Genomic DNA, 20,948 nt, shown 5'->3' with positions numbered 1-20,948 from the left:
CGGTACTAACTGCCGATAACTTCACAACACCTCATCACTGCTAATAAGTTTTTGAAGGTTTTGTTACGCGTCCACTATGCGGTTCCCGAGTCACGGGCACCAAACCCCCTACTCACCACACCACCCTTGAAAGGGGTTGGGTTGGTGGGTGGAGACGGGTTTTGCCTTCTCGATAGTGTTACGGTGGTCATAGCGTGGGGGAAACGCCCGGTCCCATTCCGAACCCGGAAGCTCAGCCCTACAGCGCCGATGGTACTGCCCTGGAGACGGGGTGGGAGAGTAGGACGCCGCCGGACAACCATTCCCAGCAGGGGATGGAACCTGCACAACCCTCCGGGGTAGTGCAGGTTCCATCCCCTGACTGCATTTCCCCAAGGCCCCAAGGCACGGACCCCCACGCCACACCAACGCCGGTGCAGCTCGGACGTGGCCGGCTTCGTCGCTTTGGTCGCTGGGCAACTTGCCGCGTACACAGCTGCCGCCGCTATCGTGACTGTGTGAACGCAGACACAACCCGCACCGGAGCGGGCGCCACCGACCAGCCCGCACGCACCACTGAGTCCGCGTGGCGCAGGGACCACTTCGTCTCGTTGCTGCGTTTTGCTGAGGGGTCGATCCGTGCGGACGGGGCCGCCTGTTGGCTCGATGACCGGGGGCGTCCCGACAGCTCGCACCCGGTGGAGACGTGGATCACGTCGCGGATGGCGCACATCTTCGCCGTCGGGCACCTGCTGGGGGTGAGCGGCGCGGAGGAGCATGCCGCGCGGGCCATCAGCGGCCTTCAGGACGTGCTGGCGGACCCCGAGTTCGGCGGGTGGATCGCTGCCAGAGGTGAGGGCGACGAGCTGGTCGGTACCAAGGAGGCCTACGCGCACGCCTTTGTGGTGCTTGCCGCCTCGACCGGCAAGGTCGCCGGCATCCGCGGCGCGTCAGAGCTGCTCACCACGGCACTTGCCGTGCTCGATGCCCGGTTCTGGGAGCCGGAGCAGGAGCTGCACCTGGACGAGCGGTCGCGTGACTGGTCGTCGGTGTCGGACTACCGCGGGGTGAACGCGAACATGCACTCGGTGGAGGCACTGCTCGCTGCGCACGCCGCGACGGGCGATGGTCTGTGGCTGGATCGGGCAGCGACGATCGGCGATCGGGTAGCGGACTGGGCCTCGTCGAACGAGTGGCGGATCCCGGAGCACTTCGATGCCGCATGGAACCCGTTGCTCGAGTACAACGCGGACCGGCCCCACGATCCCTTCAAGCCGTACGGGGCGACCCCCGGCCACGGGCTCGAGTGGTCGCGGCTGCTGCTGCAGATCGACGCAGAGGCCGGCACGGCGGGGCACCGGACCGATGCGGCCGTCGCGCTGTTCGACCGCGCGGTCGAGGACGGGTGGGACGGCGCCGGGGGCGGTTTCGTCTACACCACCGACTGGTCGGGCACACCGGTCGAGGCGCGCCGCTTCCACTGGGTAGCGGCTGAGGCGGTCGCCACCGCACACGTGCTGGGCCGGGTCACGGGCGAGGTCCGCTACGCCGAGCTCGAGAACGAGTGGTGGGCGTGGATCAAGGCGAACCTGATCGACGCCGAGCACGGGTCCTGGCACCACGAGCTCGACACGGAGAACCAGCCGTCGGGCCGCACGTGGGTCGGCAAGCCCGACGTCTACCACGCCGCCCAGGCCGTGATCCTGTCCGAGCTGCCGCTGACCGGCTCGTTCGCGGCCTCGGCGCAGCGGGTGGGCCAGATCCTGGCCTGACGGCAGCGGGCCGCGACCCGGCCCGCTCACCGCAGGAGCACTGTCACCTCGGCTGCCTTCACGACGAACCAGAGCTGCTCCCCCGGCACCGCGCCGAGCTCTGCGACGGCGGCGGGCGTGAGGTCGGCGGCTATCTGCTCCGGGGCTGCCGGGGCGTCTGGGTGGGCAGCCCCGACATCCTCGCCGCCGTGCCCGCCGCGATGGCCCCGGCCGGTGGTGGCCCACATCCGGAGCAGTGGGCCATGCGGTTCGATCCCGGTCAGCAGCACCGGAAAGGCATTGCGCGGGCTGCCGCCCGGTGGGTCCCGGTGTACCGACACCGCGCGCGGCTCGAAGAGGGCGACCGCCTCGGTGTCGGTGTCGAGCACGTCCTCCGTGGTCCCGTGGACGTCACCGAGCACGGTGGCCAGGACGGCGCTCGACCCCCCGGCGGCTTCCGCCGCACGCTCCTGACCGCCTCCAGCCGCGGTCACCGTAACCCTGCCGGCCAGCAGGTTCACGCCGGCGAAGCGCCCACCGAACGCCGAGCGCGGTCGAGTGAGCACCTCTCCGGCCGGACCGTCCTCGACCACGTGGCCCTCCTCGAGCACGATGACCCGGTCGGCGAGCTGGGCGACGTCCAGAAGATCGTGCGTGACGAGCAGGGTGGTGCGGGGCGCGGCCCGGTGCGCCGCCTGCAGCAGGAGCCGGGCGCGCTGGGCTGCACCGACGTCGAGCGCGGAGAACGGTTCGTCCACCAGCAGCACGTCGGGGTCTGTGGCGAGCGCGCGAGCGATCGCCACGCGCTGCGCCTGGCCGCCCGAGAGCTCGTGGGGGCGCCGTCCGGCGAGGTGTGCGGCACCGACGTCGGACAGGAGGGACCGGGCGAGAGCGCGGGCCGCGGCCCGGGGCATCCCGCGGGAGACCGGCCCGAAGGCTACGTTGTCGGCGACGGACAGGTGCCGTAACAACAGGGCGCGCTGCCCGAGCCACCCGACGCGCCGGTCACGCGGTGGCGCGGCGGGCACGCCGGGACCCGCGAGGACGCGGTCCCCGATGGTGACCGTCACGTCCCCGCGGTGACCGCCGAGGCCGGCGACGGCCTGGAGCAGGGTCGACTTGCCCGCGCCGTTCGGACCCAGGACGGCGACCACCTCGCCCGCGGGCACGTCGACGGAGACGTCGACGCCGCGTTCGGGCACCCGGACGTGGATGCGCAGGGGCGTGGGCGGCCGGGCCCGACCGCCGCCGGTGGTACCAACCGCCCCGCCCCCGACGGCCCCGCCACCGCCCGGCGGCCCGCCCGGCCGCCCGCCCGGCCACCCCGCGGATGGAGCCGCCTCGGACGGCCACCCCTCCGGTTCCGCCCCGACGCTCGACGAGGGCCGGCCGGCCGCGGGTGTCGGTCCACCGGCCGCCGCAGATCCCGGTGCACCCTGCTCCGGGATCTGGGGGAACCACGGGCCGTACGCGGCGACGATGATCGCCAGCGCGACGACCACCAGCACGAGGGAGAGCGCGACGGCGGCGTCCGGGTCGGACGAGCGCTGCAGGTAGATCTCGAGGGGCAGGGTCTGGGTGACGCCCTGGAGAGCGCCCGCGAACGTGATGGTCGCGCCGAACTCGCCGAGCGCCCTGGCGAAGGCCAGCACCGTTCCAGAGATGAGCGCCGGTGCGAGCGCGGGCAGCGTCACCCGGAGCAGGATCCGGGTAGGCCGGGCGCCGAGCGTCGCGGCGACGTCCTCGTGCGCGGTGTCGTGGGACCGGAGAGCGCCGTCCAGCGTCAGGACCAGGAACGGCAGGGCCACGAAGGCCTGCGCGACCACCACGGCCGCCGTCGTGAACGGGACGCGCATCCCGAGAACCTCGAGCACGCCGCCCAGCAGCCCGCTGCGCCCGAGCAGGGTGAGCAGCGCGAGGCCGCCCACCACGGGCGGCAGCACGAGGGGGAGCAGGAGCAGCGCGCGCACCACCCGGCGTCCGGGGAACGAGGCGCGGGCCAGCAGCAGCGCGAGCGGAACGCCGAGCGCCACGCACAGGACCGTCGCGACGACAGAGGTGCGCAGCGACAGCCAGAGCGCGTCACGGGCGCCGGGAGCGGTCAGGAGCGGCCAGAGCGAGCCGACGTCGACCCGGGTCAGCAGCGAAGCGACCGGCAGCACCACCAGCAGCGCACCGAGCGTGGCCGGGAGGACCACCCAGCGCGGCAGGCCGTTCACGGCGTGCCGAACCCTGCCTCCGACAGCGCCGACCGGCCCTCCTCGCCGGTGACGAGGGCTACCCAGTCGGCGGCCAGGTCAGGGGCGGGTGGGTCGGCCAGCACTGCCAGGGGGTACCGGTTGACGACGTCGGCGGCTTCGGGTGTGGGGACGGTCTCGACGTCGTCAGGCTCCGTCGCGGCGTCGGTGACGTAGACGAGGCCTGCGTCCGCCTCGCCGAGGGCGACCTTGGCCAGCACGTCCGTGACGCTCGGCTCCGCGCTCACCGTGTGCGGCGTGACGCCGGCGCCGTCGGCCACGGCGGCGGCAGCCCGTCCGCACGGGACCTCTGGTGCGCAGAGCACCACGTCGACGTCGCGTCGTCCCAGGTCAGCGAGGCTCTCGACGCCGGAAGGGTTGCCGGTGGGCACCACTATCGTGAGCACGTTCGTGGCGAAGACGGTTGGCGTGGTGACCAGCCCGGCGTCGGACAGACGAGCCATGGTGAGCTCGTCCGCGGTGGCGACGACGTCGGCGGGGGCACCCGCCTCAACCTGGTCGGCGAGGCCGGACGACCCGCCGAACGACATCGTGACGTCCACACCGGGGTGCGCTTCCTCGAAGGTGGTAGCGAGCGCGGCGAACGGCTCGCGCAGCGAGGCGGCGGCCAGCACGGTCAGCTTCTCGCCGTCGGACGTCGAGGCGCACCCCGTCAGGACAAGGCCGATCACCAGCGCGGCGGCGCCCGGTGCGAGCGCCCGGCGGGGCGCGCCCGCAGGCAGCTTGGCGAGTCTCGGCACGGTGTCGAGGTTATCCCGGCACGCTGCGCGCGACGTACAGGAGAGAATGGGCAGCATGAGGATCTCCGCACGAGCCGACTACGCCGTCCGGGCCGCCGCCGAGCTGGCGGCTGCCGACCACGACGGTCCTGTCCGCGCCGAGGCCCTGGCCCGCGCACAGGATATTCCGCACCGCTTCCTGGAGGGGATCCTGAGCGATCTGCGCCGCGACGGGCTCGTGACGAGCCACCGTGGCGCGGGTGGCGGCTACCGCCTGGCGCGCGCGGCCGACTCGATCACCATCGCCGACGTCGTGCGCGCCGTCGACGGGCCGCTGGTCTTCGTCCGGGGCAACCGGCCGTCCGACCTGGAGTTCCAGGGCCCGGCAGCGCCCCTGCTCCACGTGTGGGTGGCGCTGCGTGCCAACGTCCGCGCCGTGCTGGAGGCGGTCTCGCTCGCCGACCTGGTGTCGGGCACGTTGCCCGACGACGTTCGCGCCCTGACCCAGGGTGACTCGGCCTGGGCCAACTCCTAAGCACCCCTGCCGGCTCCGCACGATCCGAGGTCTGCTCGGCTGCTGTCCGCATGACCACTTATCCGATGCGTGAAATGCCTGTTGTTTCCGACCGGGTTAGGTGGTTACTCTGGCTCCGGCCGTCCCGTGCGGCCTGTGCCGTATCCCCGGACGTGGAAGGTCGAAGACCATGAGAACCCTGATCCTGCTGGCGCTCGTCGGCCTCGGCGCCCAGCTGGTGGACGGCAGTCTGGGCATGGCCTACGGCGTCACCTCCACCACGCTGCTGCTGGCGATCGGCACGAACCCCGCCGCGGCGTCGGCCACGGTGCACCTCGCCGAGATCGGCACCACGCTCGCGTCCGGCGCCTCGCACTGGCGCTTCGGCAACGTGGACTGGAAGGTGGTGGCCCGCATCGGCATCCCCGGTGCGATCGGTGCGTTCGCCGGCGCCACGTTCCTGTCGTCGCTCTCGACCGAGATCGCCGGCCCGGTCATGTCGGTGATCCTGCTGGGGCTGGGCCTCTACGTGCTGCTCCGCTTCACCGTGCAGGGCCTGCCCGCCCGCTCCGAAAAGCCGCTGCGCCGCCGCTTCCTCACGCCACTCGGCCTCGTCGCCGGCTTCATGGACGCCACCGGCGGTGGCGGCTGGGGCCCGGTCGGCACGCCCGCGATCCTCGCGAGCGGCCGCATGGAGCCGCGCAAGGTGATCGGCTCGATCGACACCAGCGAGTTCTTCGTCGCTATCGCCGCGAGCGTCGGCTTCTTCGTCGGGCTCAGCGGTGAGGGTATCGACGTCACCTGGGTGCTCGCCCTGCTCATCGGCGGCCTGATCGCCGCTCCGATCGCCGCGTGGCTGGTACGGCTCATGCCGCCGCGTGTGCTCGGCTCCGCCGTGGGCGGCGTGATCGTCCTCACCAACTCGCGCACACTGCTGGGCAGCGACTGGATCGCCGCGACCGACGGCGTGAAGATCGCCGTCTACGTCGTGCTCTGGGCCGGCTGGGCTGCCGCTGTCGCCTGGTCGGTGCGCGCGTACCGCCAGGACAAGGCCGTCGAGGTGGCGCAGCCCCAGGAGCCGGAGGCCGATAGCGTGTCGGTATGACGTCCGACCGGGTAGCGGTGATCACTGTGTCCGACCGATGTGCACGTGGCGAGGCCGAGGACCGGTCCGGCCCGACGGCGGTGGCGCTGCTCCGGGAGGCTGGACTCACCGACGTACGCAACCACCTGGTGCCCGACGGCGTGGAGTCGGTCAGGGACGTGCTGCGGACCGCGCTCGACGACGGAGCCCGGCTGGTGATCACCACCGGCGGCACCGGGATCGCGCCGCGCGACCTCACCCCGGAGGGCACGCGCGCGGTGCTCGACTACGAGATCCCAGGGATCGCCGAGGCCGTCCGCCAGCAGGGCGTCGCTGCGGGCGTCCCGACGGCCGCGCTCTCCCGGGGACTGGCAGGCCTGGCTCGCGCGGCGGACGGGGCACGAGCGCTCGTCGTGAACCTGCCCGGGTCGTCCGGCGGCGTACGGGACGGGCTCGAGGTGGTGCTCACGCTCTGGCCCCACGTCCGCACCCAGCTCGAGGGCGGCGACCACTGACGCCCACGACCAACGGGGGTCAGCCGCCGGCGAAAGGGGGGAGGACGTCTACCGTGGCGTCGTCCGGGATCTGCGCCTCGTCCGACGTCGCCCGGGCGCCGGCTACCAGCAGCGCGCACCTCGGCAGCACCGCGACCAGGCCAGGACGGGCCTTGCCGAGAGTCTCGCGGAGGGCGGCGACCGACGTCGGTCCATCGAGCTGTTCGGTGCTGACCCCGGCAGCCTCACGGGCACCGGCGAAGTAGCGGACGGTGATCATTCCGCACGCACCCAGTCGCCCGACTTGCCGCCCGTCTTGCGCTCGAGGCGCACGTCAGCGAGCGAGACGGACTTGTCCAGGCCCTTGACCATGTCGACCACGGCGAGGCCGGCCACAGCGACCGCGGTGAGCGCCTCCATCTCCACCCCCGTGCGGTCGGCGGTGCGGACGGTCGCCGAGATCACGACGCCGTCGTCGGTCACCTCGAGGTCCACCGCCGCGCCGTGCACGCCGATCACGTGCGCCAGCGGCAGCAGCTCCGGCGTCCTCTTGGCCGCTGCGATGCCCGCGATGCGGGCCACCGCCAGCACGTCCCCCTTGGGTACTGCGCCGTCGCGCAGGGCCCGGACGACGTCGGGGCCGCACCGGACAGTGCCAGAGGCCGTCGCGGAGCGGATGGTCGGCTGCTTGGCGGTGACATCGACCATGCGGGCCTGGCCCCGGTCGTCAAGATGCGTGAAGCTCACGGGACCAGGGTGCCACGGCGGCGAACGACCCGGAGCGCCGCTGCGAGTGAAGCGGCTCCGGTGCACCGTTGAACGGTGCGGTCGAGACCAGGCTGCCGGACCTCCGCGAGAGGACGACCCATGAGTACGGACGCCTGGACCCGATGCCCCGGCGAGGCACCGCGATGAGGGCCGTCGTCACCGGCGGCGCCGGATTCGTGGGCAGCAGGGTGTGCGAGGCGCTCGTCGGCTCCGGCGCCCAGGTGGTGTGCCTCGACAACCTCCTCACCGGGTCGCTCGGCAACGTGGCGGCTCTCCGCGGCCACCCGGCGTTCCGGTTCGAGCACTGCGACGTCGTTGAGGGCTTCACCTCCCGTGCGGTCCGGGCAGCGCTCCGCCACGGCATCGACCTGGTGCTGCACCTGGCCTCGCCGGCCTCGCCCGTCGACTACCTCGAGCATCCGATCGAGACGCTCGACGCCGGGTCGCGCGGCACCCGGGCCGCACTCGAGCTGGCCGGCGAGCACGACGCGCGCCTCGTCCTCGCCTCCACCTCGGAGGTGTACGGCGATCCACAGGTCCATCCACAGACCGAGGAGTACTGGGGCAACGTGAGCAGCGTCGGACCCCGGAGCGTCTATGACGAGTCCAAGCGGTTCGGCGAGGCGCTCACCGCGGGCTATCGGCGCGCGCTCGGGACCGATACCGGCATCGTCCGGATCTTCAACACCTACGGTCCCCGCATGCGGGCGCACGACGGGCGCGTGGTGCCCACGTTCGTGCGCCAGGCGCTCGCGGGCGAACCGCTCACGATCGCGGGCGACGGCAGCCAGACGCGCTCGCTGTGCTATGTCGAAGACCTGGTGGCGGGCCTGCTGGCCTTCGCGCACAGCGGCCACCCCGGTCCGATGAACCTCGGCAACCCGCACGAGCTCACCGTCACCCGGATCGCCGAGGACGTGATCCGGGCGACGGGTTCGGCGTCGGCCGTCGAGCACATCGAGCGGCCCCTCGACGACCCGGGCAAGCGCTGCCCCGACATCACCCTCGCGCGTACCGAGCTTGGCTGGGAACCTCAGATCGCCTGGCTGGACGGTCTGGCCAGGACCGTGTCGTGGTTTCGCTCGCGGTCGCGGGGAGCTGCGTGAGCGCGGACTCGCACGCGGCGACCACCTCGTCGACGGGCACCTGCGCGAGTGCCGGGTCCAGGTGTCCAGCGTTCGGGTCCCGCGGCGGAGCGTCCAGCTCACCGTGCCAGACGACGGCGTGCCGGGCGAGGTCGATGGTCGGCCCCCACAGCGCAGGCGGCGTGGGCCCGAACAGCGTGACGGACGGCGTGCCGTAGGCGGTGGCGAGGTGGGCGACACCTGTGTCCCCGCTGACCAGCAGCCGGGCCGTGGACACCAGGTCGGCCAGCGCGGGCAGGCCGAGCTCGCCGGCGCTGCTGCGCACAGCGTCACCCTGCCCGGCCTCCTGCCGGACGCGGGCGCACAGGCCCCGTTCGGCTGCCGACCCGGTCAGGACGACGCGGTGGCCCTGTGCGGTGAGCGCTGCGACGACCTGAGCCCACCGCGAGGCTGGCCAGCGGCGGGCCTCGGCGGCAGCGCCCGGGTGGACTATCACTTCCGCCTGCCCGCCCACCTGGCTTCTCCCGCCCAGCGGGTCCGTGGGCCCGAGCCGCAGATCTTCCGGGCCGCAGCGGCCACCCATGCTCTGCACCAGCCGGCACCAGCGCAGCACCTCGTGCTCGCTCCCGTCCCAGTCGGGGCCGATGTGACCGGCCGCCCTGCTGTCGAAGGCGACCAGGGCGTCCGGCCGGGTCGCCTGCAGCACCCGGTGGCTCTCCGGGCCGCGGCCGTGCAGGTTCACCGCCAGGCACCCGGGCGCGTCCTGGGCGCCGCCGGGACCGGCCCACGGCCAGGGGAGCTGCGACAGCCCGCGCGTCGGCAGCACGGCGTCCACCACCCCGTGGTCGGTCAGCCACTGGCCGATGGGCTGGGGCGCTGCGAGCACCACCCGGTGTCCCGGCCAGGCCCGCCGGACCCCACGGAGCGCCGCCACGCCGGTCAGCGCGTCGCCGAGGCCGAGCGCACGGAGCACGAGCACAGTCATGGCAGGCTCCTGACGGTCCGCCTGGTCACGGCCATGACGCCTCGCCCGACGCCATGACGAGCATCTCCCGGATCTCGCTCCCCGGCGGCTGCGTCAGCGCGGTCACCACGGCGGCGGCCGTCGCCGCAGGGTCGTTGAGGTCGGCGTCGGGACCCGGCTTGTACTGCTCGGTGCGGCCGTCGAAGAACGGCGTCCGCATCCCTCCGGGGATCAGGCACGTGACGCCTACCCTGCCCGCGTACTCGGCCGCGAGGGCCTGGGTGAAGCCGCGGATGGCCCACTTCGACGCGCAGTACGCCGTCGCGTCGCCGGCACCGCGCAGCGCGAGCGTCGAGGCGACGGTGACCACGGTGCCGTGCCGTTCCTCCAGGTAGGGCAGAGCCGCTCGGACCATGGACACCGTGCCGAACAGGTTGACGCGGACCACGCGTTCCCAGTGCTCCGGGTCGATGTCGAGCAGCGGCCCGCACGCGTCGATCCCGGCGGCGGTCACCACCGCGTCGGGCGGCCCCACCTGGTCCACCAGCGAGCGGACGGCGGCCTGAGCGGCGTCCGGGTCCCCGAGGTCCGCGCTGGCGAAAGGCACGTCGGCGGTCGGTTCGGCCAGATCGACGACGGCGGGCGTGCCGCCGACGGCCGCCAGCACGTCGACGAGCGCCGCGCCGAGCCCCGACGCACCACCCGTGACGAACACCGTGCCGACGGACCTCGGTGCGAGCGGGGAGCTTTCGGGAGCCGGGACGGCGGTCGGGGTGCCGGTGGCGGTGGTGGTGGCTGCGGTCATGATGACCTCCTCATGGTGGACGGGATCGAGGCGGGAACAGGTTCGGACGCTCGGACCTGGCTGAAGAGCCCGGTGGTCGAGCGGCCCGGAAGATAGGGCAGGGTCACGACGCGTCCGCCGTAGGACCGGACGACCGTCGCCTCCGGCAGGTCCGACGCGGTGTAGTCGCCGCCCTTGGCCCAGATGTCGGGCCGGAGCGCCGCCACGGCGTCCGACGGTTCGTCGGCGTCGAGCACGACTGCCGCGTCGACGCTGCCGAGGCCCTCCAGGACGCGGAGCCGGTCGGCCAGGGGCACCACCGGGCGTTCGGGCCCCTTGAGGCGGCGCACCGACCGGTCGGAGTTGACCAGCACCACGAGGTGCTCGCCCAGCCGACGTGCGGCGTCGAGCATGGTGACGTGGCCGGCGTGCAGCAGGTCGAAGCAGCCGCTCGTCGCGACGAGCACCCCGCCCGACGCCCGCAGCCGGGCACCGAGCTCCGCCAGGGACTCGGGGCCGCTCCGCTCGGCGGGCTGCTCGGAGGCCGCGCGGCCGCGGCGGAAACCGTCGGCGCCGCCGGCGGCCACCCAGGCGCTCGCCGCGAGCACACCGTCCCGGACGGCGGTGGTGGCACCGTCTCCGCGGGCCAGCCGGTCCACCACCGTCGCGGCGAACCGGTCGCCGGCGCCGCACGGGTCGGGACCGTGCGCGGCCTGGGCCGGCAGGTGGCGGACGACGCCAGGGGCGCCGTCGGTGCGCTCGGTGTCGTCCTGCCGGGAGGCGACGAAGGCGCCACGGTCCCCGGCCGTGACGCTCACGGCCTGTGCGTCCCAGGCCCGGCGCAGCACGCCGGCCACCGCAGGGACCTCGGTATCGGACTCGGCAGGCGGCCGGGGGAGCCCGCGCGCCGCCAGCCCGGCCTCGGCCGCGTTGGGGGTCACGAGCGCCGCACCCGGGACGGGGTCACCGCCCCGCGGGTGCGGGTCCCAGACGAGCGGCACCCGCTCGGCCACCTCGGCGAGCAGCTCCCGCAGGAGCGGGTCACGCGTCATCCCGCCGCCGTAGTCGGCGACGAGCAGGGCATCGCAGCCGGCGACGGCGTCGCGCACGCGCTGCACCGCCGCCGCGTCGATGCCGACCGGGGTCCCCGGCCCGCCGTCGTCCACCCGGACCAGGCCCTGGCCGGAGCTCCGTACGCGCGTCTTGCGACGGGTCGGGCCGGCATGGCCCAGCGGGACGAGCGTCAGGCCCGCGAGCTGACGGCGTAGCTCCTGGCCGGCCGCGTCGTCGGCGACGGGTGCGACGAGGACGACGTCGGCCTGCTGCGCGCACAGCAGGGCGGCGAGCCCGGCTCCACCGGGACTCTGTCGCACCTCTGCCACGTCGACGACGGGCACCGGCGCGTCCGGCGCGAGCCGCGTGACCGAGCCGTCGACGTCCCGGTCGAGCAGGAGGTCCCCGACGACGCCGATGCGTGGCCGGGCCGCACCCGCGCCGGACGGCGAGCCGGCCAGCTTGCGGGAGATGTCGCCGACGGCGGAGCCGTTCCCGGTCATGTGCGCGCTCCCGCCTTCTGCGCCGGCGCCTTCTGCGCGCCCGCTCGGCGGGGACGCGTGCGGTCGGCGATCCGGGCGTCGAGCACCGCGCACAGCGTGTGCGCGACGACGAGGTGGACCTCCTGCACCGCCGACGTGGACGCCGACGGGACGGTGAGCGCGTCGTCGCACAGCGCTGCGAGCGGGTTGGGTGCCTGCCCCGTGAGGGCCCAGGTGGTGAGCCCGAGCTCATGGGCACGCCGCGCCGCGACGAGCACGTTGGCGCTCGACCCGGACGTCGACAGGCACAGGAGGACGTCGCCGGGCCTGCCGTGCGCGGCGACCTGCCGGGCGAACATCTCGTCCTGCCCGTAGTCGTTGACGATCGCGCTGAGGCTGGAGGTCTCGGCGTGCAGGGCGATCGCCGCGAGCGGCACGCGCTCACCCTCGAACCGGCCGACCAGCTCGGCGGTCAGGTGCTGGGCCTCGGCGGCGCTGCCGCCGTTGCCGGCGACCAGCAGGCGTTGGCCGGCCAGCAGCCGGTCGGCGAGGTCCTGCCCCCAGGCCTCGATCCGGCCGAGGCTGGCGGTCACGTGGTCGAGGCCGATCGTCAGGTCGGCACGGTGCTGGCGCAGCCAGCTCCGGCCGCTGGAGGTCTCGGGCTGGAGGTCGGACGGGCGGACGGGCTCGGAACTCATCGGGTACCTCCTGCGGAGACCAGCGGAGCGTCCGTCACGGGCCACTGCGGCAGAGGCGCGCGAGCGGACGAGGAGCTGACGACCTCGGCATAGGCCTCGGCCGTCTGCCGGGCCACGGCGGCCCAGCCGTACTGGCGCTCGGCGCGCACCCGGGCGGCGGCACCGAGACGGAGGCGGAACCGGCGGTCCGACAGCCGCAGCAGCGCGTCGGCGACGGCGGCCGGGTCACGCGGCGGGACGAGAAGGCCGGTGCGGTCGTGCACCACCGTGTCGAGCATGCCGCCGACCGCGGAGGCGAGCACCGGCAGCCCGCACGCCGCGGCCTCCAGCGGCACTATCCCGAACGGCTCGTACCAGGGCGTGCAGACCACGACGTCGACGCTGCGGAGCAGGTCAGGGACCACGTCGTGCGACACGGCGCCGAGAAACCTGACCCGGTCGCCGACGCCAAGACGTTCGGCCAGGCCGCGCAGGCGCCGCACCTCGGGATCGCGCTCGAGCTCGCCCAGCGGTGGCCCGCCGGCGACCAGCAGCTCCACCCGCTGGCCCTGCGCGCCGAGCCGGGCGAGCGCCTCGATCACTCCTCCGACGTCCTTGCGCTCCACGAGCCGGCCCAGCGACAGCAGCCGTACGGGCCCGTCGTCGTCCGTGGCTCGCGCGCGGGTGGTGCTCGGCGTGAACCTACCGAGGTCGACGCCGCAGGGCACGACACGGACCCGGTCCTCCGTCGCGCCAAGCAGCTGCAGCTCGCGGACCTCGTCGTGGCAGGTGGCGACCACCAGGTCCACGTCGTTGCACAAGGTCTGCTCGAGGGCGATCCGCGCGGTGGGGCTGGTGTCGGCGGCGCCCTGGTACCGGCGCTTGACCGAGCCCAGCGCGTGGAAGGTCTGGACCACCGGGACGGGCGGCTCAGGGCCGCGATCCGTCCGGCGGGTGGCCCGCAGCGCCGCCAGGCCGGACATCCAGAAGTGGGCGTGCACCACGTCGGGTCGGACCGCTGGGTCGCCGAAGCGCGCCGCGAGGTCGTCGCCGAACGGGTGCATCCAGCGTAGGAGATCGTCCTTGGGCAGGCGTTCGGGCGGGCCGGCGTCCACGTGCACCACGTCGACCCCGTCCGTCAGCTGCACCCGTTCCGGGAGCGCTGGATCGTCCCGCCGCGTGTAGACGTCGACGGTGTGGCCGTCCGCCGCGAGGCGCCGGGCCAGCGCCGCGACGTGGACGTTCTGCCCACCGGCGTCAGCCTCCCCGAGGGTGGCGAGCGGGCTGGCGTGCTCAGAGATCATGCCGATCTTCACGGGACACCTCCTGTGTCAGCAGCGTGGTCCAGCGGTTGAGGAACACGTCGAGGGAGTAGTGGTTCAGGACGTGCTCGCGCGCGGCCTTGCCGTACGCGGCGGCCTCCGCCGGGTCGGCGAGCCACCGGCGGGCGACCGCCGCGAGCTCGTCGGGGTCGGCACTGAGCACCCCGGCCTCTGGCGGCACCGCGGCATAGGCGGCCGTGACGGGCAGCGCGAGGACCGGTAGGCCCAGCGCCATGGCCTCCAGGAGGGCGAGCCCGAGACTCGTCCACCGGTACGGGTGCAGGTAGGCGCGGGCGCCCGCGAGCCGGGAGTGCAGCTCCGGCTGCGGCAGGTCGTACAGGCGCCCAGCGGCCCCTGCCGCCGTCGGGCCGAGGGGGGTGAGGTGCTCCGCCAAGAGCTCCGTCCCCATGCCGTACACCTCGGCGGGGACCTCGTGCGCCACGTGCAGCAGCACGTCCGTCCCTGCGGCCCGCCAGCGGCGCACCGGCTCGTTCACGACCGCCGCGATCCGCTCCCGCTCGCCCGTGTAGCGGTGCCCCGGGTCAGGGATGCCGTGCTCGATCACGGCCGTGCGGGCCGGGCCGGTGTCCCACATGAGGGCGTTGAACTGGGTGACGTGGACGATCGGGACCCGCCCGTCGGCGACGACGCCGACGTCGGCCAGCGGGTGCCGGGTGGCGGCGGCGGGGCCGCCGGGCGCGTCGTGCTCCAGGTAGACGGCGGGCACGTCGTACCCGGCGCGACGGCCGGTCCACTCGTGCAGGAGCGCTGCCTCGTGCGGTCGCTGGAGCAGCACGGCGTCCACGCCCTCCGTGTCGAGCACGCGCCGCAGCTCTCCTGGACCGAGCTCCCGTACCGAGCCCGGCCAGTCCCACGTCCTGGCGCGCCCCCGGCCGTCGGCGGGCCGTCCGGGCAGCACCGGGACCAGGTACTCGTGCTCGCCCTGGACGAAGGCGGTGGCCCACGACCCGTGGACGTGCCACAGCAGGATCCTCATGACGGCCACCCTTCGGCGCGGGGCCGCCCGGCGACGGTCGGCGCCCGGGGCGGCAGGTGCGTGAGCCGCCCGACGGCGTCGGACACCTGGTCCGGCGTGACCGACGAGAGGCACGGGTGTCCCGGGACGGGACACGTGCGGGCCCGCGTGCCGCGGCACACCGCGCCCTGGTCGCCCAGCACCAGCCGGGGCACCCCGTAGGGCACCCACCGGTCCGCGGGGACGACGGGGGCGAACAGGCTGACGACGGGCGTACCCACGGCCGCGGCCAGATGAGCTGGACCGGTGTTGCCGACGACCACGCACGCCGCTGACTCGAGGACGGCGGCGAGCTCGGCCAGGTCGGTCCGCCCGCCCAGGTCGGTGGCATGGCCACCGGCCACGTACGCGGTCAGGTCCCGTTCCGCGGCGGAGCCGGTCACGAGCACGTCCCAGCCGTCGCGCGCCAGGCGCGCGGCCATGGCCCGAGCGTCCTCGGGCAGCGGCGCCCGGGCGGGCACGGACGCCCCCGGGTGGACGACGACGGAGCGCTGTCGCCAGGCGCCACCGACCCCCAGCGTGTGCTCGGCGCGCTCCGGCACGGCGGGCAGCGGACGCCGGACGGCGAGCAGCCCGTCGTCGCCCACCGGCAGCCGGGCACCCGCCTGGTCGGCGAGGTCGAGGGCCGCTTCCACCTCGTGCAGACCCGGTGGGCGGCGATGGCGCACGTCGAGCAGGGAGCCGGGATAGTCCTCGCTCACCCCGGCGATGTGGCGGATGCCTGCCAGGCGGGCCAGCAGTGCCATGGGGAGCGTCGACTGATGGAAGGACGTGAAGACGACCGCGAGCTGATAGCGGCGGGCGATCAGGCCGGCCACGAGGTCAAGGACGGCTTCGGCGGAGACCGGAGGCGGCTCGGCCCCGGACCACGGCGCGTCGAACCGGAGAACCTCGGTCACGCCGGGCAACAGCTCCGCCGCCTGCACGCCGCTGCCGGAGACCAACAGGTCCACCTGGTCGTACGTCGCGGCCAGCGCGCGCACGGCGGGGCCGGTCAGGAGCACGTCCCCGTCGCTGTCGAGCCGGACCGCGAGAACACGGACACGGTGCTTTGTGGGGGTCATAGCAGTGTCACCACCTCTTCGAGAGTGGCGGCCACGACGGGGGCCGCTGACAGCTCCTCGCGTCTGGTCACCTCGGTCGGCACCAGGACGCTTCGCGCACCGGACGCGACGGCGGCGCCCACGTCCGAGCCGATATCGCCCACGACCACGCACTCGGCCGGGAACATGCGGAGCTCTGCCGCAGCCCGCAGCACGAGACCCGGCTCAGGCTTGCGGCACGCGCACTCGTCCTCCGGCCGGTGCGGGCAGCGCTGCCAGGTGTCGAACGGGCCCAGCAGCCGGCCGACCCGCTCGTCCACGGCGTCCACCTGTGCACTCGTCAGCAGGCCCCGGCCGATGGCGGACTGGTTGGAGACCACGCCGATCCGCAGGCCGTCGGCCCGCAGCCCGTCCAGGAGCCTGCGGGCCCCGGGCATCGGTTCGACCGCGTCCGGGTCACCGTTGTAGGGCACGTCGTGGACGAGCGTGCCGTCCCGGTCGAACAGGACGGCACGGATCGGCAGGGGCCAGGCCGGCACGTTCCCGCCGAGTGCCCGTCGCCACCTCCAGGTCCCCAGCAGCCGCCGGCCTACGGCGGCGAAGGGGATGAGCACACTGGTCAGGACCATGCGGCGCAGCTCGGGGCCGTAGTCGTCGTCGCCAGGACGCGGGCCGGGGGCGAGACGCTGCGCGGCGAACGCCGCGGTGAGGCCGGCCCAGGCCGAGCCGGCGAGGACGGCGCTCGTGCGCGCCGTGCGCGCCGTGCGCGGGTTCGGCGCGGCCGGGCGGACGGCAGCCAGGCACGACCCGAGCGCCGTCAGCCCCGCAGCGACCGTCGCCACGTGCCAGGGCAGGCGGCCCCGGCCGGCTCCGGTGAGCCTGCGCCAGTCGGGGCCGTGGAGCGTGCGCAGCAACGCGTCGTCCGCGTTGCCGGCCTGGGCGCGCACGCTCGCCAGGGTCCCGGCGGCCCGGACGGGGTGCTCGACGAACCGGACGCCCTGCTCGAGGTCCCAGCCGGCCTTGCGCACGCGCAGGGCCAGGTCCGCGTCCTCGCGGTACGCCCGGGCGAAGCGCTCGTCGAAGCCGTGCACCGCCAGCAGTGCAACCCGGCGGTAGGCCATGTCGGCAGTCGGCCACGCAGCGGTCTCCAGACCGGCGGTGTTGCGCTCGAGGTCGGTCGGGGGCCGGTGCCCCGGCAGCGGCACCGCGATCCTGCCCTGCACACCGGCGACGTCGGGGCCTGCCATCGTCAGGTCCTGCTTCAGGGCGGCGGCCCAGCGTTCCGGCACCACCACGTCGTCGTCCAGGAAGGCGACCCACTCCGTCCGCACGCTGCGCCAGCCGACGTTGCGGGCGGCGGCGGGGCCGCGCCCGCCGGTCCTGAGCACACGCACGCCCTGGACCGGGTCGGGTCCGAGGTCGAGGGCCGGGTTCCGCCCGCGGCCCCGGTCCGGGAACGGGCGGTCGTCGACCACGACGACGTCGAACGGCTGCGGGCCGACGGCGCAGGCCGTGCGCAGCGAGTCGAGCAGGGCCGGCAGCTCCGGGCGGCCAACGGTCGGGACCACTATCGAGCAGGAGAAGGTCACGAGGCACCTCCGGACGGTTGCCCGGACGTGAACAGGTCGGCTCGCCGGACCAGGTGCGGTCCGAGCACCAGGACGTCGACGGGCGCGGAGCCGAAGAGCTCGAGCGCGTCACGGGGGCTGTCCACCATGGGGCGACCCGCGGTGTTGAGGCTGGTGTTGACCACCACCGGCAGCCCGGTGCGGGCCCGGAACGCCCGGAGCATCGCCTGGAGCCGTGGCTGCGAGTCGTCCACCGTCTGGATGCGGGCCGTGCCGTCGACATGGACCGTCGCAGGGATCCGGTCGCGCCAGCCGGCGGCGACGTCGTGGACGAACAGCATGTAGGGGCTGGGGATCGGGCCGCCGGAGAAGATGTCCGGGGCGTCCTCGAGGAGCACCATCGGTGCCACCGGCCGGAACTGCTCGCGGCCCTTGACCACGTTGAGGCGCTCGGTGTTGGCGCGCGTACCGGGGTGCGCCAGCAGCGAGCGCTGGCCAAGGGCCCGCGGCCCGAACTCGGAGCGGCCGTCGAACCAGGCCACCATCCCGTCGTCGGCCAGCACGTCGGCCACCTGCTCCGGGAGGTCGGCAGGGGTCGTGAAGGGCACGCGCGCCGTGTGCAGCGCGTCCGCCAGCTCGTCATCGGACCAGCCGCGGCCCAGCGCCGCCGAAGCCATGGGCACGGTCCGTACACCGGCCTCTGCCGTGAGCTGCAGGGCCGCGCCGAGGGCGGTGCCCGAGTCCCCTGCCGCGGGCTGGACCCAGACGTGCTCGAAGGGGGTCTCGCGCCAGAGCCGTGAGTTGGCCACGCAGTTCAGCGCGGTGCCGCCGGCCAGGGTCAGCGCGGTGTCGCCGGTCTGCTCGTGCAGCGTCGTGGCGAGCTCGACGAGCAGCTCCTCCAGCCGCGCCTGGACCGACGCCGCGAGGTCCGCCTGGTCGGGAGGCAGACCGCCGGCACCGCTCGGTTCCTGGATGGCGCCCGGCGTGGCCGGCGCCGCCCACCGCGACCAGTCGGGCGCCTCGGCCACGAACCCGCCGTCCGGCGTGGTCCGGAGCAGCTCCCGCAGCTCGGGCAGGAACCGTGGGCTGCCGTACGACGCGAGCGCCATCACCTTGTACTCGTCGCTGGACCGCAGGAAGCCGAGGTGCTCGGTGAGGGACTCGTAGACGAGGCCGAGGGAGTGCGGCAGCTCCTGGCTCGCGAGCACCTCAAGCCGTCCGTCGGTGTACCGGCCCGCGAGGTAGGAGGAGCGCTCGCCCCGGCCGTCGAGCGACATGACGCTGCACGTGCCGTACGGGGAAGCGAGTGCCGCCGATGCGGCGTGAGCGACCTCGTGGGGCACGAAGCGCACGGTGGCGGGGTCGAGCCCGGGGAGTGCCGTGGCGATGAACTGCGGCGCCCGCTCGGCGTATCGCTGCCGCAGCCAGTCCCACGGGTCGGGCAGCCCCATCTCGTCGGACGGCTTGGCGAGCGCCGGGTCGAACGAGTACGCGACGGCGTCCAGGTCCTCGGGTGCGAGCCCGCCGACCTCGAGGCACCAGCGCATCGACTGTTCCGGTAGCTCCCAGGCCGCGAACGGCAGGGGACGCTTGCCGTGCTTGCGCCGGCTGAACCGTTCCTCCTCGGCCGCTGCGAGGACGTGACCGTCCACGACGAGTGCCGCCGACGGATCATGAAAGAGGGCATTCACGCCGAGAACTCGCACAGTGACCTCCACGGAGGGTCGTCACCGGGCTTCTTCCGGTCCCCCTACGTTCTCCGGCTGCAGGGGTACTCGCATCTCGAACCGCTGCTCGGCGGACCGGTCCGCGCCCGAGCCGTATGTGCGCTGGTCAGCGTGTTGCGAGGTCCTCCGTTGCCGGGCCTTCGAGCAGGGTGCCGTCCGCGGCGAAGCGTGAGCCGTGCACCGGACAGTCCCAGGACTGCTCCTGGTCGTTCCACCGCACGACGCCGCCGAGGTGCGGACAGATCCGGGACACGTGCACCGTTCCGGGACGCCCTCCCGACGGGCGGGTCGTGGCACAGGCCCAGCCCGCGGTCTGCTCGCCGAAGGTGGCAGCGGTGCGGGTCGTCGGTCTCGCCGGACGAGCCCACGGCTCGAGCGTCGGGCCCCACTCCACCGGGTCGCCGAGCAGGCGGCCCGCGAGTGCCAGCCCGGCGGCGGCGCCGTTGGTGAGCCCCCACTTGGCGTATCCCGTCGCGACGAGCACCCGGTCGTCGCCCGGTACCGCGGGGCCGACGAGCGGCAGGCCGGTGTCGCTGCTGTAGTCCTGGGCCGCCCAGGCGTGCCGGGGCGCGCCGACGGGGAGATGGGCACGGGTCCACTCGTCGAGCGCGGCCAGCCGGCGGTCGGGGTGCGCCTCCCTGCCGACGGTGTAGCCCTCGCCGCCCACCATGAGCAGGCCGCCGGCCATGCGCAGCGAGCGCACGGGCGACCCCGCCGTGATCGACATGGTCTCGGCGAAGCCCGGCGGCAGGGCCCCGGGGTCCGGCACGTCCCAGGTGGTGAGCAGGCTGCGGCCGGCCTCGAGCCGGAGGAACAGGCCACCCAGGCGGCCGGGCGGGGTACCGGTGGCCAGCACCACGCGGTCGGCGAGCACGGTGCCACGGTTCGTGCGCAGCGCGACGCCCGAGCTGAGCCTGCGCACCTGCCGGACCCGGACGCCGTCGTGCACCGGTACGCCGCTGGACCGCAGGCGGGCGCTGAGCGCAGAGAGCATGCGCAGCGGGTCGACCTGGCCCTGGCCAGGCAGCCGCACGGCCCCGTAGGACCGCACGGGATAGGGCGGGTCGTCCTCCCACCGCACCCCCGCGAGGCCCTGGCGCGCGCAGATCGCGAGCACGGCGTCGATGTCGGTCACCTGTTCGGGCGCGGTCGCCACGGTCAGGTCGTCGCGGTTGTCGACGGGCACGTCGAGGTCCTCGAGGGTGCGGCGCAGCCACCCGAGGCCCGCGAACCCCGCCGCGAGGTAGTCCCGCACGACGTCGTCCCCGTACCGCGCGACGTGCGCGAGCCGGGTGCCCTGCAGCACCGAGAGCTTGCCGGTCGAGCGCGCGGTGGTGGTGGTCGTCGCGGGGCCCGCGTGGAGGACCACGACGTTCGCTCCGCCGTCCGCGAGCAGCTGGGCCGTCACGACGCCGGTGAGCCCGGCGCCCACCACCGCGACATCGACGCGCAACGGGCCGGGGGCAAGGACGTCCGGCGTGCCTCCGCGTGCGGTGCCCCGCTCCGTCGTCACGTCGTGGGGAGTCTCGCTCACGGTGCACCTCCGGTGCAGGTGGTCGGTCGCTGTGGGCGGTCTCAGGCTGGCACGAGGGCCTGGCACTCGCAGCGCGCAGGCACCACGGGATGGCCCGCCGGGCTGT

At 74.3% G+C, this 20,948-nt stretch carries 19 protein-coding genes and 1 rRNA gene; 6 read left to right on the top strand and 14 right to left on the bottom strand.

The features are described 5' to 3' along the window. Positions 1 to 179 precede the first annotated feature (179 nt). Both rrf and APR04_RS13340 read left to right on the top strand, forming a co-directional pair. Positions 180 to 296, top strand: a 5S ribosomal RNA gene (gene rrf, locus APR04_RS13345). Between the two features lie 201 nt (positions 297 to 497). Beyond that, positions 498 to 1,751, top strand: a complete 1,254-nt coding sequence (locus APR04_RS13340) for an AGE family epimerase/isomerase (protein WP_253870977.1) — start codon at positions 498 to 500, stop codon at positions 1,749 to 1,751. Positions 1,752 to 1,777: 26 nt separating this feature from the next. Here APR04_RS13340 and APR04_RS31025 read toward each other — a convergent pair whose 3' ends face one another. Continuing rightward, positions 1,778 to 3,949, bottom strand: a complete 2,172-nt coding sequence (locus APR04_RS31025; protein ID WP_308292349.1) for an ABC transporter permease — start codon at positions 3,947 to 3,949, stop codon at positions 1,778 to 1,780. Further along, positions 3,946 to 4,728 carry a molybdate ABC transporter substrate-binding protein gene (modA, locus tag APR04_RS13325; protein ID WP_253870975.1) on the bottom strand — a complete coding sequence of 261 codons (783 nt, stop codon included), beginning with the start codon at positions 4,726 to 4,728 and terminating at the stop codon, positions 3,946 to 3,948. Before modA ends, APR04_RS31025 begins: the two co-directional genes overlap by 4 nt. 55 nt (positions 4,729 to 4,783) lie before the next feature. Here modA and APR04_RS13320 point away from each other — a divergent pair, with 55 nt between their 5' ends. The 3 genes from APR04_RS13320 (at position 4,784) to APR04_RS13310 (ending at position 6,820) form a co-directional block, all read left to right on the top strand. Next, positions 4,784 to 5,242, top strand: coding sequence for an RrF2 family transcriptional regulator (locus APR04_RS13320; protein WP_253870973.1), 459 nt, complete (start codon positions 4,784 to 4,786; stop codon positions 5,240 to 5,242). 169 nt (positions 5,243 to 5,411) lie between these two features. Continuing rightward, entirely contained in the window at positions 5,412 to 6,326 is a 915-nt protein-coding gene (locus tag APR04_RS13315) for a sulfite exporter TauE/SafE family protein (RefSeq protein WP_253870971.1), read from the top strand. Further along, entirely contained in the window at positions 6,323 to 6,820 is a 498-nt protein-coding gene (locus tag APR04_RS13310; RefSeq protein ID WP_253870969.1) for a MogA/MoaB family molybdenum cofactor biosynthesis protein, read from the top strand. Before APR04_RS13315 ends, APR04_RS13310 begins: the two co-directional genes overlap by 4 nt. Positions 6,821 to 6,839: 19 nt before the next feature. Here the strand turns inward: APR04_RS13310 and APR04_RS13305 are convergent, their stop codons facing one another. Together APR04_RS13305 and moaC are read right to left on the bottom strand one after the other, a co-directional pair. Beyond that, complete coding sequence (locus APR04_RS13305; RefSeq protein ID WP_253870967.1) at positions 6,840 to 7,079, bottom strand: MoaD/ThiS family protein; 240 nt, start codon at positions 7,077 to 7,079, stop codon at positions 6,840 to 6,842. Further along, entirely contained in the window at positions 7,076 to 7,546 is a 471-nt protein-coding gene (gene moaC, locus APR04_RS13300) for a cyclic pyranopterin monophosphate synthase MoaC (protein ID WP_253870965.1), read from the bottom strand. The genes APR04_RS13305 and moaC overlap by 4 nt, the downstream gene beginning before the upstream one ends. A gap of 164 nt (positions 7,547 to 7,710) precedes the next feature. Here moaC and APR04_RS13295 point away from each other — a divergent pair, with 164 nt between their 5' ends. Further along, complete coding sequence (locus APR04_RS13295) at positions 7,711 to 8,673, top strand: NAD-dependent epimerase/dehydratase family protein (RefSeq protein ID WP_253870963.1); 963 nt, start codon at positions 7,711 to 7,713, stop codon at positions 8,671 to 8,673. Here APR04_RS13295 and APR04_RS13290 read toward each other — a convergent pair. From APR04_RS13290 to APR04_RS13240, 10 genes are all read right to left on the bottom strand, one after another. Further along, positions 8,567 to 9,637, bottom strand: coding sequence for a glycosyltransferase family 9 protein (locus tag APR04_RS13290; RefSeq protein WP_253870961.1), 1,071 nt, complete (start codon positions 9,635 to 9,637; stop codon positions 8,567 to 8,569). The genes APR04_RS13295 and APR04_RS13290 overlap by 107 nt on opposite strands. Positions 9,638 to 9,662: 25 nt before the next feature. Next, positions 9,663 to 10,421, bottom strand: a complete 759-nt coding sequence (locus APR04_RS13285) for an SDR family oxidoreductase (RefSeq protein WP_253870959.1) — start codon at positions 10,419 to 10,421, stop codon at positions 9,663 to 9,665. Further along, on the bottom strand, positions 10,418 to 11,956 hold the full coding sequence (locus tag APR04_RS13280; protein ID WP_253870957.1) for a PfkB family carbohydrate kinase: 1,539 nt from the start codon (positions 11,954 to 11,956) through the stop codon (positions 10,418 to 10,420). Before APR04_RS13280 ends, APR04_RS13285 begins: the two co-directional genes overlap by 4 nt. Continuing rightward, positions 11,953 to 12,633: a D-sedoheptulose-7-phosphate isomerase gene (locus APR04_RS13275; RefSeq protein ID WP_253870955.1), complete on the bottom strand. Its 681-nt coding sequence runs from the start codon at positions 12,631 to 12,633 to the stop codon at positions 11,953 to 11,955. Before APR04_RS13275 ends, APR04_RS13280 begins: the two co-directional genes overlap by 4 nt. Further along, positions 12,630 to 13,928: a glycosyltransferase gene (locus tag APR04_RS13270; RefSeq protein WP_253870953.1), complete on the bottom strand. Its 1,299-nt coding sequence runs from the start codon at positions 13,926 to 13,928 to the stop codon at positions 12,630 to 12,632. The genes APR04_RS13275 and APR04_RS13270 overlap by 4 nt, the downstream gene beginning before the upstream one ends. Next, positions 13,906 to 14,931: a glycosyltransferase gene (locus APR04_RS13265; RefSeq protein ID WP_253870951.1), complete on the bottom strand. Its 1,026-nt coding sequence runs from the start codon at positions 14,929 to 14,931 to the stop codon at positions 13,906 to 13,908. The genes APR04_RS13270 and APR04_RS13265 overlap by 23 nt, the downstream gene beginning before the upstream one ends. Beyond that, positions 14,928 to 16,034 carry a glycosyltransferase family 9 protein gene (locus tag APR04_RS13260; protein WP_253870949.1) on the bottom strand — a complete coding sequence of 369 codons (1,107 nt, stop codon included), beginning with the start codon at positions 16,032 to 16,034 and terminating at the stop codon, positions 14,928 to 14,930. The genes APR04_RS13265 and APR04_RS13260 overlap by 4 nt, the downstream gene beginning before the upstream one ends. Next, positions 16,031 to 17,602, bottom strand: coding sequence for an HAD-IIIA family hydrolase (locus APR04_RS31020; RefSeq protein ID WP_308292348.1), 1,572 nt, complete (start codon positions 17,600 to 17,602; stop codon positions 16,031 to 16,033). The genes APR04_RS13260 and APR04_RS31020 overlap by 4 nt, the downstream gene beginning before the upstream one ends. Beyond that, positions 17,599 to 19,287, bottom strand: coding sequence for a carbamoyltransferase family protein (locus tag APR04_RS31015; protein ID WP_253870947.1), 1,689 nt, complete (start codon positions 19,285 to 19,287; stop codon positions 17,599 to 17,601). Before APR04_RS31015 ends, APR04_RS31020 begins: the two co-directional genes overlap by 4 nt. 127 nt (positions 19,288 to 19,414) lie before the next feature. Next, positions 19,415 to 20,842 carry an FAD-dependent oxidoreductase gene (locus APR04_RS13240; protein WP_253870945.1) on the bottom strand — a complete coding sequence of 476 codons (1,428 nt, stop codon included), beginning with the start codon at positions 20,840 to 20,842 and terminating at the stop codon, positions 19,415 to 19,417. Between the last annotated feature and the right edge of the window lie 106 nt (positions 20,843 to 20,948).

Origin of the sequence: Promicromonospora umidemergens (assembly GCF_024171995.1) — a bacterium.
Lineage (GTDB): Bacteria > Actinomycetota > Actinomycetes > Actinomycetales > Cellulomonadaceae > Promicromonospora > Promicromonospora umidemergens.
The sequence above is the reverse complement of the archived record's forward strand: the minus strand, read 5'-3'. Positions and strand labels throughout refer to the sequence as shown.

Bases quoted from the DNA above. Each gene is read 5' to 3' on its own strand.
- APR04_RS13320 (WP_253870973.1), top strand. From the start codon at position 4,784: ATGAGGATCTCCGCACGAGCCGACTACGCCGTCCGGGCCGCCGCCGAG.
- APR04_RS13315 (WP_253870971.1), top strand. From the start codon at position 5,412: ATGAGAACCCTGATCCTGCTGGCGCTCGTCGGCCTCGGCGCCCAGCTG.
- APR04_RS13310 (WP_253870969.1), top strand. From the start codon at position 6,323: ATGACGTCCGACCGGGTAGCGGTGATCACTGTGTCCGACCGATGTGCA.
- APR04_RS13305 (WP_253870967.1), bottom strand. From the start codon at position 7,079: ATGATCACCGTCCGCTACTTCGCCGGTGCCCGTGAGGCTGCCGGGGTC.
- APR04_RS13295 (WP_253870963.1), top strand. From the start codon at position 7,711: ATGAGGGCCGTCGTCACCGGCGGCGCCGGATTCGTGGGCAGCAGGGTG.
- APR04_RS13290 (WP_253870961.1), bottom strand. From the start codon at position 9,637: ATGACTGTGCTCGTGCTCCGTGCGCTCGGCCTCGGCGACGCGCTGACC.
- APR04_RS13285 (WP_253870959.1), bottom strand. From the start codon at position 10,421: ATGACCGCAGCCACCACCACCGCCACCGGCACCCCGACCGCCGTCCCG.
- APR04_RS13280 (WP_253870957.1), bottom strand. From the start codon at position 11,956: ATGACCGGGAACGGCTCCGCCGTCGGCGACATCTCCCGCAAGCTGGCC.
- APR04_RS13275 (WP_253870955.1), bottom strand. From the start codon at position 12,633: ATGAGTTCCGAGCCCGTCCGCCCGTCCGACCTCCAGCCCGAGACCTCC.
- APR04_RS13265 (WP_253870951.1), bottom strand. From the start codon at position 14,931: ATGAGGATCCTGCTGTGGCACGTCCACGGGTCGTGGGCCACCGCCTTC.
- APR04_RS13260 (WP_253870949.1), bottom strand. From the start codon at position 16,034: ATGACCCCCACAAAGCACCGTGTCCGTGTTCTCGCGGTCCGGCTCGAC.